Below are 13,917 nucleotides of genomic sequence, written 5' to 3'. Positions count from 1 at the left end.
GCTCCTGCGGAGACGGGGGCGGTGATGGTGGAGAAGACGGAGAGGACCTTCTGGACCTCGGTGAAGGGGGCGTTGGAGACGTAGACGAGGTCGCGGTTGCGCATGCGGAAGGCCTGGGTCAGGAACAGGCTGTTGGGATCGCGCATGTTGATGCGGTAGACCACCGGCACCAGGGGGGTGCCGAGCAGGGGGCTGCCGGGCTTGAGGCGGCGCACCACCGCGGCGGGCTCGAAGCGGAAGATGAAGGTGCCGGAGGGATCGGCCTGGAAGTCGGACAGGCCGCGCGCCTTGGCCAGCGCCTGGGCCAGCGTGATGCCCTCGGCCTGGAACGGGATCTCGGTGGAGTTGCCCAGGGCGCCCACCGCCAGGAAGGTCTGGGGATCGCGCACCAGGGTCAGGGTGTCGCCCGGGCGCAGGAAGATGTTCTCGGCCGGGTTCGACACCACCGTGGTCAGCGGCACCGTGGCGGTCTGCTGGCCGCGCGAGAGGCGCACGAAGGTCTCGTTGACGGCTGCGCGCACGCCGCCGGCGGTGGCCACCACGTCGAGCAGGCGGTCGCCCTTGCCCGAGAGCGGCACGCGGGCGCCGGCCACGACCTCGCCGGTGACGGTCACCGTCTGCGACACCGCCTTGGTGACCGAGACCAGCACCTGGGGCTGGATCGCCTTGCCGGCGAGTTCGGTCTCGATGAGGGCCTGCACGTCCTGGGGCCGGCGCCCGGCCACCTGGATGCGCCCGGCATAGGGCACGCTGATGGCCCCGTCCCGGGGCACCACCTGCTCGGGGATGAGGGCAGACTTGGAGCCGGCCGAGAAGCGGTCGGCCACCAGCGGCCCGGAGAACAGGCCGCCCGAGCCGGCTTCCCAGACCGAGATCGCCACGTAGTCGCCCACCCCGATGACGGGCTCGAGGGACGGGCGCCGGTCGCCGAAGGAGGCCAGCAGGCTGTCCAGCGCACGACCCCGCAGGGCCTCGATGGTCGCCGCCGACAGGTCGACGATCTCGTAGCGCGCGAACGTGCCCTCGCTCGTCGAAATGTCGGCCCCCTCCACAACCGCACCCGTCGTCGGTCCGGCCGCGGGAAGGAGTGAGGAACAGCCGGATACGAGGCAGGCTGTCAGGGCGGCCAGGGACGCCTTACGAAGCATTGTTACTCTCCTGGCCGGACCGCGCACCTGTGCGATCCGGCGACGACGCCCGCTTGGATTGCGGCGTACGGGCGACGCCATCGTGTCCGATGCGATGCAGAGCCAGGTCCGCGGTGTGGACGGCCGGGCGTGCAAAGTGAGCCGCCGAGCGGTGGCCGCGCTGGACGATAGCGGCAAAAGGCTGCGTTCGGATTAACGACTCGTGCACGCATCCCGAGCCTCGACCGAACGGCGCCGGTTTCGCTCCGCCTATCGATCACCAATGCGTCACGACGGTGGCAAAGCCAAGCTCGGCTCGCCGGACGGCGGATCGACCGTACCGCGCAGGAGGCGACCCAATTCGGCGGCGCCGATGTCCCGGCGGATGGGGGACGTCTCACTTTCCTGGCCGAACTTGAAGATCGCATAATCCGTCGTGGTCGCGCCGAAACCGGGGCGGCAATTCGGAAGGGCCGGCGCGTGATCGCCGAAGACGCAGAGGGTGGCGGGCACATCCTCCAGTCCGGCTATCAGGCGTTCGACGGCGCGGCCCGTATTGGCCACGTGGATCAGGTACTGCGCCAGGGGATCGTCGATGCCGGGGAGCCGGCCGAGCTTCCAGGGTCCATGGTTCTCCATGGTGATGGCGTAGAGGAACAGCGGTCCGGCCCGCTCGCGGATTTCCGTCAGCACACGCTCGGCCAAAGGCACGTCGCCCACATAGGGGCCGACCCGGGCCGCTCCCGAAAAGTCGTCCTCCATGATCAACCGGTCGAAGCCGAGGCGCGTCACCACCTCGGCGCGATTGAAGAAGTCGCGGTGGAAGGGGTGGACGAACACGGTCTCGAACCCGGCATCTCGCGCCCGCAGAGGCAGACTCGTCGGCTCGTTTCCGCCATGGGTCAGGTAGGGGTCGAAGACGCCGAAGCCGAGATCGTCGGCCTCCGAGCCGGTGAGCACCGCATGTTCGGTACGCATGGTGTAGGCGCCGTGGGCCGGAACCCGCAGGCGCCCGTGCATCGCCGCGCGCGTCCTGACGATCTCCATGAGCGGCAGGGGCGGCCCACCGAGACGCATCGGATCGATGAAGGACTCGAGTTGCACCACCACGATCACGGGCGCGTCGTCGCGCACGATCGGCGCCGTCAGGGTGGCCGCACGGGTGGTTCGGCGATTGGCGCGCCAGCGCAGGACGTAGCCGACCAAGGTGGACGGCAGGCCATACCGTGCGATGTCGGTCTCCGGGGACGGCGCCGGGAACAACCGGGCGAGCCTCGACGCGAACGCCCCCTCCGCCGAGAGGATCACGGCGCTGATCAGCATCAGCGGCAGGGCTACCAGCGCCAGGATCGCGACGCTCGGCTCGCCGGGCAGGATCGTCGGCTCGATCGCGTACCACGCGGCGACGAGCGCCAGGCCGGTCAGGAGCGGCACCGCCATGCGGGGGTCGCTGAGCGGCCGCGTGTAGTAGAGGTCCGGATGGCGCGGCACCTGCCGCAGCAGCGCGAAGTCGCTGAACACCAGCGGTTCGCCGATGATGGTCCGCTTCAGCCGGCTGATGACGGTGAGGATCAGGATCGTCAGGACGCAGGAGAATCCGGCGAGCCAGGGGCGCCAGGAGAATTGGAACCAGAACATGGTGACCAGTGCGTAACCCGCGAAGCGGATCGCGAGATCGCCGGGCTGCAGGCTGACGGGACGCGCCTCCGCGCCTTCCCATGCTTCGATGGCGAGGCCGATGAGCAGAGCGAGGGTGAGACTCAGGAGAAGGGTCATCACGGCGCTCGGCGCTTCCGGTCCGGAAACCGCTCGACGCCGCGCCGCGTGCGCAGGCGTCGGATGATCGGGTTCAGCAGGGCGTAGCGGGCGCGCATCGTCAGGACTGCGATCGGGCTCAGGGCGAGACGCGACGGACCGGCCGCGTCGCGGGCCGCCGCGAGCCGGTCGAGCAGTTGCTCGGCCGAGCACGGCTTCCGGGAGACCGGATCGAGGTAGAGCGGGTAGAGCAGGAGTGCCCCCGCGACCAACTCGTCGAGGGCAAGCCGCCGGCCGCGATCGGCCCCCGGTGCCAGATCCTCGGTCAGGCCCCAGCCAGCGTAGAACGGACGCCCGTGGACCGCGACGGAGAGGCCGCGGATCAGGGCCTCGAAGCCGGCCAGAGAGGTCATCGTCTCCACGTGGTCCGCGCGGTCGAGAAGATCGACGATGGAGAGGCCGCCGACGATCCGGTCGGCGAGGGTCAGGGCCTCCGCTTCCGGGATGGCGCCGGTCCGAAAGCCCGCCTCTACGTCGGGATGCGGCTTGTAGAGCAGGAACGCGTCGGGATTGCGGGTTCGGGCCGCCCGCAGCAGGTCCAGGTTCGAGCGCACCACCGGCGATCCGTGCATCACGGAGGCATCGTCTTCGACTTGGCCCGGGACGAGCACGATCCGGCGGTCCCGCGGCCAGTCGCCCGAGGCATCGGTGAGCCCGACATTGTACTTGGTCAGGCGGCGGGCGATCACGAGCTCGCGCAGGGCCTCGGCGCGGGTGACGAGATCCAGCGGGAAGGTCGCGGTCCGAAGGAGGAAGGCGAGCCGGCTCTCGGTGCGCGGATCGTAGTAGATCCCGCGGTCGTCGACGACGATCGAGGCGCCGGGAGCGAGACCGGCGCCGAGGCCGACCGACCGCAGGAAGCCGTCCTCGACCCGCGCGAGCGGAACGCCAGCCTCGGCGCAGAGCGGTGCCAGCCGCTCCGGCATCCGCGTGGCCCAGACCCGAACCTGGGCCTGGTGCCGGATCGCCGCCGCGACCGCATCCTCGGCCGTCATGGTGTGGATCGGCGGCCCCTTCGGCCCGACCATGAACGCGTCCAGCACCGGGCGCTTCCAGCCCGAGATGCCGACGAGCACCGTCCGCGTGTCGTTGTCGATGAAGCGTTCGCGCAGCCACGCGACGCGGTCGAGACAGTCTGCGAAGCCGATCGGCGCCCGCGTCCAGGGATCGAAGTAGCGTGTCCCGGCGCCGAAGCGCAGCGCCAGGAGGTCGCTCGTCGCCGGAGGCGCGGCGCTGTCATCGGGACGGACGACCTCGCATCCGGCGAGCCGCGCCTCGCAGGCCTCCGCCCAATCGTCGACGAACACCGTGCGGAGCCGATCGAACAATGCCCATGGATCGATCGGCTCCGGCAGAACGCGGAGCCTCGGCGACGAGCCCGGTGGCGGGATCGCGCAGCCCTCCGAACCCGCGACGACGAAGCTGCCGTCCGGCCGTGCCGCGAGCACCCGCTTCACGAAGGCCGCCAGGGCCGCGGCGGACCGGGCCAGCGCTCCCTCGACGAGGATGAGGGACGGATCGGTCAGACCCGCGAGAGATTTGACGATGGCACTGTCGCTCGCGCGGGGGAACCGGTTTCGCCCGAACGTCCTGGCGCGAAGCAACGACGCGGCGTCGATCGATCCGGCGACCGTCGGCAGTCCGTCGGACGCGATCCGAAGGCTGGACATTCCCCGCTCGGGCAGATCGTAGGGCGACAGGAGCGGGCCGGGTCCGACCACGACACGGCTTGCCGAGCGCTGCAGGACCCGGTGGAAGACGCCGTTCCGCCACACGACGGGCGCGGCTCCCGGCCGCCAACGCGACTCGAAGGAGACACCCAGCGCCGCTGCGATCTCCGACCGAAGCGCATGAACGCTCCGACCTGTGGACAACAGGGATTGCGGTGACTTCGTGGGCATGCACGCTTTCGGATCGACTTGATCGGCCGCTGACTTAGCATCTTCCCGTCGCGAAGGGGCTAGGGTGGGCAAAGCAGCAGACATTCCTGCGAGATCGAGTTTGTGGGGGAGCGTTGCGGCAAAGCCACGGAGCTCGCGAATTCCACTTCGGCCCTACGAGCGCCCAATTGCTGGGATGGGAGTCCCGTGCGACGGATTTCACCGTCCAGGGTGGCCCGCAGTTGCACGGGCGCAGGAGCAGGCGTCGGAGAGAATGCTTCAGCCCCGCGCAGACATGCATCTCCAGACGGCGATGCATCGCAACGGACAGGCGACGTTCCTCTTCCTGCAGGGACTCGCATCTCCCTTCTTTGCCGATCTCGGCCGCGCCCTCGAGGCGCGCGGACATCGTGTGCGGCGCATCAACTTCTCGTCCGGCGACTGGCTGTTCTGGCGCCTGCCTTCCGACAATTACCGGGGCCGGCTCGACAGGTGGGGCGCCTACGTGGCGGACTATATCCGCGCGCACGGCGTGACCGACATCGTTCTTTTCGGGGATTGCCGCCCCTATCACGTGGCCGCCACGGCCGCTGCCCAGCCCTTCGGCGTCCGCTTCCACGTCTTCGAGGAGGGCTACCTCCGACCGAACTGGATCACCTGCGAACTCGGCGGCGTGAACGGCAACTCGGCGCTGCCCAAGACGGCGGACGAGGTTCGCGCGGTGGCCCAGCGCCTGCCGCAGCCCGGCCGTGCGATGCCATCGAGCGGAGACATGGCCCGCCGCAGCCTCTGGGACGTCGCCTACAACATCGCCAATTTCGGCTTCCCCTACTTCTTCCCGCACTTCCGCAGCCACCGGCCGCATCACATCGCCGTGGAATACGCCGGCTGGATCAAGAAGTTTTGCCGCCGCGCCCACACCCGGCGCGAGGCGGTGCGCCTGAACGAGGCCTACACGGCCATCGGCGTCGATTACTTTCTGCTGCCGCTTCAGCTCGACAGCGACTACCAGATTCGCGTCCACTCGCCCTTCCTCGGGGTCGAGGGCTTCATGGACCGGACCATCGCATCCTTCGCGGCCCATGCCCCGGCTCCGGCGCGCCTGCTGATCAAGCTGCATCCCCTCGACAGCGGCCTTATCAACTGGCGCAAGTACGCCCGGCATTCGGCCCGGCGCCATGGGGTCAACGACCGGCTTGACATCATCGACGGCGGCGACCTCCCGAGCCTGATCGCCGGCAGCCGCGGCGTCGTTCTGATCAACAGCACGGTCGGGATGCTCTCGCTGGAACTCGGGCGCCCGACCTGCGCCGCCGGCAACGCGATCTACAATTTCCCCGGCCTGACGCACCAGGGCGGCGTGGATTCGTTCTGGACCGCCCCGATCCCGCCAGACGCCGCACTGATGGCGGATTTCCGACGCGTCGTGCTGCACCGCTCGCAGGTCAATGGCGGCTTCTTCTCTCGACCGGCCATCCAGCGGGCGATCGCCGGCGCCATCCCGCGGCTGGAGGCGACGCTGCCGCCCTCGGCCCTGGCCGCCGCACGCGCGATCCGCGCCGAGGACACCGAGCCTCAGGAACTGGCACCGGTCTATTGATCCGGTCCGGCAGGCCGGGCTAGCAGTCCCGATGCCTGTCATCCTGATCACCGGTGCGTCGAGCGGCATCGGCGCCGCCCTCGCCCGTCACTACGCCGAGCCCGGCACGACGCTGATCCTCCAGGGCCGCGACCGCCCCCGCCTCGATGCGATCGCCGAGACGTGCCGCGCCCGGGGCTCCGCGGTCGAAACCCGGCGCCTCGACATCCGCGAGCGCGAAGCCGTCGCGACTTGGCTCCAGGCCGCGGACCGCGCGCATCCCCTCGACCTCGTCGTCGTGAACGCGGCGATCAACGGGGGAGATCCGGGCGGGGACGTGGAAACCGAGGCGATGGCCTTCGAGACCGTGGAGGTGAACCTCCTCGGCGCTCTGAACGTCACCCTGCCCTGCGTGACCTTGATGCGGGCTCGCGGCCGGGGCCAGATCGCCCTGGTCTCGTCCCTGGCGGCCTTCGCGCCGCTGCCCGATGCCCCGGCCTATAGCGGCACCAAGGCGGCGCTCCTGGCCCACGGCCTCGCGCTTCGGGAAAAACTGAAGCCATACGGCGTACGCATCAACGTGGTCACGCCGGGCTACGTGAAGACCGCGATGGGCGGTGAGTACCAGGGCTGGCGTCCCCTGGAGATCAGCGCGGAGGACGCGGCGCGCCGCATCGCCCGCGGCCTGGCGAAGGACCGGGACATCGTCGCCTTCCCATGGCTCCTCGCGGCCGGTGCGCGCGGCTCGGCGCTCCTGCCCGAATTCCTGCGGCGCCTCGGCATGAGCGGCTTCAAGTTCAAGATTCGGGTCGGTCGGTGAGCCGGCCCCGTATCGCCCTGTTCGTGCTGGAGGCCCTGCCGAACGCCCGCGCGGTGCGCCGCTTCGTCGGCGATCATGCCGAGGACATCGCATTCGTCGGCCTGTCGAATGCCGAACGGCCGAGCTCCGGCGGACTCCTGGGGCAGGTCCGGCGGCACCTCGCGCGCTCGGGTCCGACGATCCTGCCTTATCTCGGGGTCAATTTCGGGCTGCCCGATCTCCTCGCGCCGCTATCGCCGCTGGCGCGCAGGCTGACCGGGGCCGGCAAGGCGGCCGGCGCCATGCCGCTGAAGGCCCTCTGTCGGGAGTTCGGCATCCCGACCCTGAAGGTCGACGACGTCAACGGACCGGAGGTGGCGCGAGCCTTCGAACGCGTGGCGCCCGACCTCATCGTCACCTTCCACTTCGACCAGATTCTCTCCGGGGCGACCCTGTCTCGGGCGCCGCTCGGGGGGTTCAACGTCCATCCCGGCCTGCTGCCCCGCCATCGCGGGCCGGTGCCGACCATCCATGCGCTGGCCGAGGCCGAGCCGGCCTTCGGGGTGACGGTCCACCGCCTCGCCGTCACGATCGATGCCGGTGCGATCCTGTCTCAGGAGGCGGTGCGTCTGCCCGCCGACACCACGGCGACCCGGGCCTCGGTGCTGCTGCACGAGCACGGGCGAGTTCTGCTGGATGCAGCCCTCACAGACCTCGCGCACGGACGGCTCGCCCCGGGGACGATCGCACCGATCCTGCCCTACTGCCCGTTCCCGGACCGCGATCTGCTGAAGGGTCTGCGCCGGCGCGGGCGCAAGCTCACGGACGGGCAAGACCTGCGAGACGCCCTGGCGCTGAGCGCCCGGGCCTGACGACGGCGCCCGCCCCGGGGGCGGACGCCCGGCGATCGACTTACCGCGAAAACTTCTTGTACTTGATTTTCTTCGGCATCAGCGAATCGGCGCCGAGGCGACGCTTCTTGTCCTCCTCGTAATCCGAGAAGTTGCCCTCGAACCACTCGACGTGGCTCTCTCCCTCGAAGGCGAGGATGTGGGTGGCGATCCGGTTCAGGAACCAGCGATCGTGGCTGATGATGACGGCGCAGCCCGCATAGTCCTCCAGGGCCTCTTCGAGGGCCCGCAGGGTCTCCATGTCGAGGTCGTTGGTGGGCTCGTCGAGGAGGAGCACGTTGGCGCCGCCCTTCAGGGTACGGGCGAGGTGGACGCGGTTGCGCTCACCGCCCGAGAGGGTCCCGACCTTCTTCTGCTGGTCAGAGCCCTTGAAGGCGAAGGCGGCGCAATAGGCGCGGGAATTGATCTCGCGCTTGTTAAAATAGATGATGTCGTTGCCGCCCGAGACCTCCTGCCAGACCGTGGCATTCGGATCGAGGGCATCGCGCGACTGGTCGACGTAGCCGAGATGCACCGTCTCGCCGACCGAGATCGTGCCGCCATCCGGCTTCTCGACCCCGGTGATCATCTTGAACAGGGTCGTCTTGCCGGCGCCGTTCGGGCCGATCACGCCGACGATGCCGCCCGGTGGCAGCTTGAACGACAGGTCCTCGATCAACAGGCGATCACCGAAGGCCTTGTTGAGGTGCTCGAACTCGATGACGTTGTTGCCCAGCCGCTCGTCGATCGGGATGACGATCTGCGCCGAGGCGTCGATCTTGTCCTGCGACTTGGCGACCAGCTCCTCGTAGCGGGTGATGCGGGCCTTCGACTTCGACTGGCGCGCCTTCGGTGAAGCGGCGATCCACTCCTGCTCGCGGTTGATCGCGCGCTGCCGGGCCATGTCCTCGCGGCCCTCCTGCTGGAGGCGCTTCTGCTTCTGAACGAGCCAGGCCGAGTAGTTGCCCTCGTAGGGATAGCCGCGGGTGCGGTCGAGCTCGAGGATCCAGCCGGTGACGTTGTCCAGGAAGTAGCGATCGTGGGTCACGATCAGGATCGCGCCGGGATACTGGCGCAGGTGGCCTTCGAGCCAGTTCACCGTCTCGGCGTCGAGGTGGTTGGTCGGCTCGTCGAGGAGGAGGAGTTCCGGCTCCCACAGCAGGAGCTTGCAGAGCGCCACGCGGCGGCGCTCGCCGCCCGACAGCGTCGCCACCGGCTGCTCGTCGCTCGGGCAGCCCAGCGCCTCCATGGCCTGGTCGACCTTGGAATCGAGCTCCCAGAGGTTTGCCGCCTCGATTTTGTCCTGGAGGGCGGTCATCTCGTCCGCCGTCTCCTCGGAATAGTTCATGGCGAGTTCGTTGTAGCGGTCGAGCAACGCCTGCTTCTCCGCGACGCCCTCCATGACGTTCTCGCGCACTGATTTGTCCGGATCGAGCTGCGGCTCCTGCGGCAGGTAGCCGACCCGTGCGCCCTGCGCGACGAAGCCTTCGCCGGTCCAATCCTTGTCGATGCCGGCCATGATCTTCAGCAGGGTCGACTTGCCCGAGCCGTTGATGCCCAGGACACCGATCTTCGCGTCCGGGTAGAAGGACAGGTTGATGTTATCGAGGACCTTCTTGCCACCCGAATAGGTCTTGGTCAGACCCTTCATGTGGTAGATGAATTCGCGCGCCATGGTGGTATCCCTGTCGTGTCGGCGGTCCGGCGCGCCCTGCGCCTCGACCGTCGGAATCCTCGTGTGCGTGGTTCCGCGGCTGCGCCTGTGCGAGCCGGCCGGCGTACCGCGCGGAATGCGCCGATGCGGCCGGACTTCGGCCGCCCGCCGTCGCCGAACCGCGTCGCGTGAGAGTGTTGCGCCGGAGTATCAGGGCGGCGACCGACCGGCAAGAACGCGAGCGCGAACACCGGCACCAACCGGCGGGGGAGGACGGACGCCGGTTGCGTCGTCAGGCGAAGGGGTTCTTCACCGTCTCGGTCGGTCGGTTGGCCTCCGCGACCCGATCGGGCAGGGGCGTATTCTCGAGGGCGGCCACGATCGTTCCGAGGACCGTAGCGAGAGCGCGTGCCCGCTCGAGCCCCAGGGCGTCCCGCATCAGATCGAGGCTGCCGTGGAGGGCGACCCGGTCGGTGCCGTTCTCGATGGTGAGGCCACCGATCGTCTGAACCGCCGCATCGTCCGCGTAGGGCACGAACCGGTCCGAGGCCTTCGGCGCAGCTGACTTCGGCATCTCGACACCCTTTCAGATTCAGAAGATGGCGCGCATCAGGTCGCGCCAGAGACGCCTGAGGGCACGGTGCAGCTCGGCCTTCGCCCAGGCCTCGAACGAATCGGGCGTGCGCCGGCGCGGGTGCTCGTCGCCGTCCGGATCGCCCCGGGAATAGGCGCGCGGCTCCGGCAGATCCATGGCCTTCGCCTTCGCGGCCGGCGTCAGCAGCGGGAACACGTCGAGCCCGGAGGCCTCGCGCAACGCTTGGAGGGAGACGGTGCGCCAGGGCAGGTCGTCCCGGTTCGCCACGAGATAGGCGCCCGCTTCCCCGGTCGCCGGGTCGTACAGAGCCTTGAAGAGCTGCGTCGGGACCAGGACGCGCCCGTTGATCGCCTGGACGGCATCGCCCGAGTAGATCGGCCCCGTGACGACGAAGAGGGTGCCCCGGCGGGTGGCGAGGCGCCGTACGCTCTCCTCGATCGCCGCCCAGAGGCCGCGGTTCAGGGCTCTGTCCTGGGGAACGATGTTGGCGAGGCTGAAGGATTGTGCCTGCGCCGCCCCCGTCGGCATGTCGCCGGCCGGCGCCATGTGCCCGCGGTCGTAGCCGCTATGGACGTAATCCTCGAGCCGCGCCCGGTCCGCCGCCGGCAGCGCCTCCTCGTCGTGGAAGGCATCGACCCGGTCGACCCGGCGCGCCGCCAAGACGCTGTCGCGGGTCAGCCGCTCGGCGGCGTAGAGCGGCGTCCGCGACAGGCCGGAATACAGCAGCGCGAAGGCCTCGTAGCACAGCGGCACCGCGCGCTCGGCGAGCTTCGGATTGCCGATCTCCGGCCGCCGCCCGCCGGCGAACGAATCGGCGCAGCTCTCGGCCGCTGCCTCGGCGGGCGCGGCGAGCAGGAGAAGGGGCAGCAGCAGGACGAGCGGGCGCGCCATGGCGGGTTCGCCGTTCAGAAGCAGACCCGGACCTTGCGCGTCCCCTGCGGCGTCGCCCGCATGCGATAGCCGCACGGCCGGCCGAGGGTGCCCTCGAAGGGGCGGACGTCGCGGTCGGCGGCGCCGGGGCTGGCCTGGACGCCGCACGTACCGGGCGCGTCGCACGGGACCATGAAGGGCTGCGCCGGGGCGTGGCGCCGCACGAGCGAGGGATCGGCCGCGGCGCCCGCCGCCAGGGCGGAGCTGCCCAGGAGGCTCAGGATCAGGGCGGGACCGGCCAGGAAACGGATGATCGGCATGACCGGCCTCGAGATGGGAGCGGCGGACGGGAAAAGCCGGTCGCACCGTTGATCGGGACGTCCGGGGCGATTAACTGCCGGAGTTCGAACGCCAGCGCCAGTATCCCTGGAGTCACGGCGAGGCTTCGGAGGTTCTGTCCGACCTCGGGTATTCGGAAGGGTATTGCAGACCTCGCGCGGCCTTTGAAAAGCGCAGGTCCTCTGTGGCGTGGCAAAGCTGCGTAATGACGTTATAAGTGCGATCGAAGGGCCCCGGTTTCGTCTTGGGGCGTACATCGTTCGAGGGTCGGTCCGCGCAGAGCGCTGTCGGCGGGCCGGATCGAACGGATGCCAGCAAACGAACGGGTGTGGATTCAGTGTCACGGCAAGAAACCTCGCAAGACAAGATCGCGCAAGAGAAGGCCGCGCGGGAGAAGGTCTCTCCGGGCCTGGCGCAGGCGTCGTCGGTGTCGTCCTCGGAGGCGACGGCGATCCTGGACGGTCTGGCGGAGCCTTCGGCGCTGCGGCGGCTGCCCGAGAGCGCGCTTCAGGCGGTGGCGGACGCGGTGCGCACCGAGATGATCGACGCGGTCTCGGTCACGGGCGGGCATCTGGGTTCGGGGCTGGGCGTGGTCGAGCTGACCGTGGCGCTCCATCACGTGTTCGACACCCCCGACGACCGCATCGTCTGGGACGTCGGCCACCAGGCCTACCCGCACAAGATCCTCACGGGCCGGCGCGACCGCATCCGCACGCTGCGCCAGCCCGGCGGCCTGTCGGGCTTCACCAAGCGCTCGGAGAGCGTCTACGATCCGTTCGGGGCGGCCCATTCCTCCACCTCGATCTCGGCGGCGCTGGGCATGGCGGTGGCGCGCGACCTCGACGAGGCGGCGGCCAAGGCCAAGGGCTCGGCCGCGCCCAAGCGCCGCAACATGGTGGCGGTGATCGGCGACGGCTCGATGTCGGCGGGCATGGCCTACGAGGCCATGAACAATGCCGGCGCCCTGCACTCGCGCCTGATCGTCATCCTCAACGACAACGACATGTCGATCGCGCCCCCCGTGGGCGCCATGTCGGCCTACTTCGCGCGGCTGGCCTCGGGGGGCACCTACCAGTCCCTGCGCGAGACCGCCAAGCAGCTGGGCAAGCTCCTGCCCAAGGGGCTCTACCAGCGCGCGGCCGCGGCCGAGGAATACGCCCGCTCCCTGGTGGTGGGCTCGGGCACGATGTTCGAGGAGATGGGCTTCCACTATGTCGGACCCGTCGACGGGCACAATCTCGACCATCTGCTGCCCGTCCTGAAGAACGTGCGCGACAGCGAGCAGGGGCCGATCCTGCTGCACGTCGTGACCCAGAAGGGCAAGGGCTACGCACCGGCCGAGGCCAGCGCCGACCGCTACCACGGGGTGGTCAAGTTCGACGTGCTCTCGGGGGTCCAGGCCAAGGCCAAGCCGAACGCGCCGGCCTACACCCGGGTGTTCGGCGAGAGCCTGATCAAGTGCGCCGATGCCGACGACAAGGTGGTGGCGATCACGGCGGCGATGCCGGGGGGCACGGGCATCGACCTGTTCGGCAAGGCGCATCCGGAGCGCACCTTCGACGTCGGCATCGCCGAGCAGCACGCGGTGACCTTCGCGGGCGGCCTGGCGACGGAGGGCTACAGGCCGTTCGTGGCGATCTACTCGACCTTCCTGCAGCGGGCCTACGACCAGGTCGTGCACGACGTGGCGCTGCAGAACCTGCCCGTGCGCTTCTGCATGGACCGGGCGGGACTCGTCGGCGCGGACGGGGCGACGCATGCGGGCGCCTTCGATCTGGCCTATCTCTGCTGCCTGCCGAACATGACGGTGATGGCGGCCTCGGACGAGGCCGAGCTGGTGCACATGGTGGCCACGTGCCACGCGCACGACAGCGGCCCGATCGCCCTGCGCTACCCGCGCGGCGAGGGCGTCGGCGTGGACCTGCCCGAGCGCGGCGACGTGCTGCCGATCGGCCGGGGCCGGATGGTGCGCGCGCCCGAGGGGGCGCGGGTGGCGCTGCTGGCGCTCGGCACGCGGCTGTCGGAGGCGCTGAAGGCGGCCGACGCGCTGGAAGCGGAGGGGATCGCGGTGAGCGTGGCGGATGCGCGCTTCGCCAAGCCGCTGGACGAGGCGCTGATCCTGGACCTGGCCGGCCGCCACGAGGTGCTGGTGACGCTGGAGGAGGGCTCGGTGGGCGGCTTCGGGGCGATGGTGCTGCACCTGCTGGCCGAACGCGGCGCGCTGGATGCCGGCCGGGTCCGGGTGCGCACGCTGACGCTGCCCGACACCTACCAGGACCACAACACCCCCGACGCCATGTACGCCGAGGCCGGCCTCGACGCCGCAGGCATCCTCAAGACCGTCAAAGCCGCACTCCCCGAGCGGAAGG

Annotated in this window: 11 protein-coding genes; 4 read left to right on the top strand and 7 right to left on the bottom strand. The window is 69.8% G+C overall.

The window, feature by feature from the left end:
- The 3 genes from ACLBWX_RS22195 to ACLBWX_RS22185 form a co-directional block, all read right to left on the bottom strand.
- Positions 1-1,148, bottom strand: a 1,148-nt coding sequence (locus ACLBWX_RS22195) for a polysaccharide biosynthesis/export family protein (protein WP_447679121.1), incomplete at its 3' end; no start/stop codon positions are given.
- 267 nt (positions 1,149-1,415) lie between these two features.
- Positions 1,416-2,903 carry an LTA synthase family protein gene (locus ACLBWX_RS22190; protein WP_447679120.1) on the bottom strand — a complete coding sequence of 496 codons (1,488 nt, stop codon included), beginning with the start codon at positions 2,901-2,903 and terminating at the stop codon, positions 1,416-1,418.
- Positions 2,903-4,717, bottom strand: coding sequence for a capsular polysaccharide export protein, LipB/KpsS family (locus ACLBWX_RS22185; protein ID WP_447679119.1), 1,815 nt, complete (start codon positions 4,715-4,717; stop codon positions 2,903-2,905). Before ACLBWX_RS22185 ends, ACLBWX_RS22190 begins: the two co-directional genes overlap by 1 nt.
- A 379-nt stretch (positions 4,718-5,096) precedes the next feature.
- Here ACLBWX_RS22185 and ACLBWX_RS22180 point away from each other — a divergent pair, with 379 nt between their 5' ends.
- Genes ACLBWX_RS22180 through ACLBWX_RS22170 form a run of 3 tightly spaced genes read left to right on the top strand, consistent with a single transcriptional unit; the run spans position 5,097 to position 8,072 of the window.
- Positions 5,097-6,422: a capsule biosynthesis protein gene (locus ACLBWX_RS22180; RefSeq protein WP_447679118.1), complete on the top strand. Its 1,326-nt coding sequence runs from the start codon at positions 5,097-5,099 to the stop codon at positions 6,420-6,422.
- A 31-nt stretch (positions 6,423-6,453) separates the two neighbouring features.
- On the top strand, positions 6,454-7,221 hold the full coding sequence (locus ACLBWX_RS22175) for an SDR family NAD(P)-dependent oxidoreductase (protein ID WP_447679117.1): 768 nt from the start codon (positions 6,454-6,456) through the stop codon (positions 7,219-7,221).
- Positions 7,218-8,072 (top strand): formyltransferase family protein, encoded by an 855-nt coding sequence (locus ACLBWX_RS22170; protein ID WP_447679116.1) that lies wholly within the window; start codon positions 7,218-7,220, stop codon positions 8,070-8,072. The genes ACLBWX_RS22175 and ACLBWX_RS22170 overlap by 4 nt, the downstream gene beginning before the upstream one ends.
- A 40-nt stretch (positions 8,073-8,112) precedes the next feature.
- Here the strand turns inward: ACLBWX_RS22170 and ettA are convergent, their stop codons facing one another.
- From ettA to ACLBWX_RS22150, 4 genes are all read right to left on the bottom strand, one after another.
- Positions 8,113-9,765 (bottom strand): energy-dependent translational throttle protein EttA, encoded by a 1,653-nt coding sequence (ettA, locus tag ACLBWX_RS22165; RefSeq protein ID WP_447679115.1) that lies wholly within the window; start codon positions 9,763-9,765, stop codon positions 8,113-8,115.
- Positions 9,766-10,036: 271 nt separating this feature from the next.
- Entirely contained in the window at positions 10,037-10,318 is a 282-nt protein-coding gene (locus tag ACLBWX_RS22160) for a hypothetical protein (RefSeq protein WP_447679114.1), read from the bottom strand.
- 18 nt (positions 10,319-10,336) lie between these two features.
- Positions 10,337-11,230, bottom strand: coding sequence for a DNA/RNA non-specific endonuclease (locus tag ACLBWX_RS22155; protein ID WP_447679113.1), 894 nt, complete (start codon positions 11,228-11,230; stop codon positions 10,337-10,339).
- A gap of 14 nt (positions 11,231-11,244) precedes the next feature.
- On the bottom strand, positions 11,245-11,529 hold the full coding sequence (locus ACLBWX_RS22150) for a hypothetical protein (protein ID WP_447679112.1): 285 nt from the start codon (positions 11,527-11,529) through the stop codon (positions 11,245-11,247).
- Positions 11,530-12,002: 473 nt separating this feature from the next.
- Here ACLBWX_RS22150 and dxs point away from each other — a divergent pair.
- Positions 12,003-13,917, top strand: a 1,915-nt coding sequence (gene dxs, locus ACLBWX_RS22145) for a 1-deoxy-D-xylulose-5-phosphate synthase (protein WP_447678824.1), incomplete at its 3' end; no start/stop codon positions are given.

Source organism: Methylobacterium sp. M6A4_1b (assembly GCF_053345175.1).
Note: the sequence above shows the minus strand (reverse complement) of the source record. Positions and strands in the feature narration are given on the sequence as shown.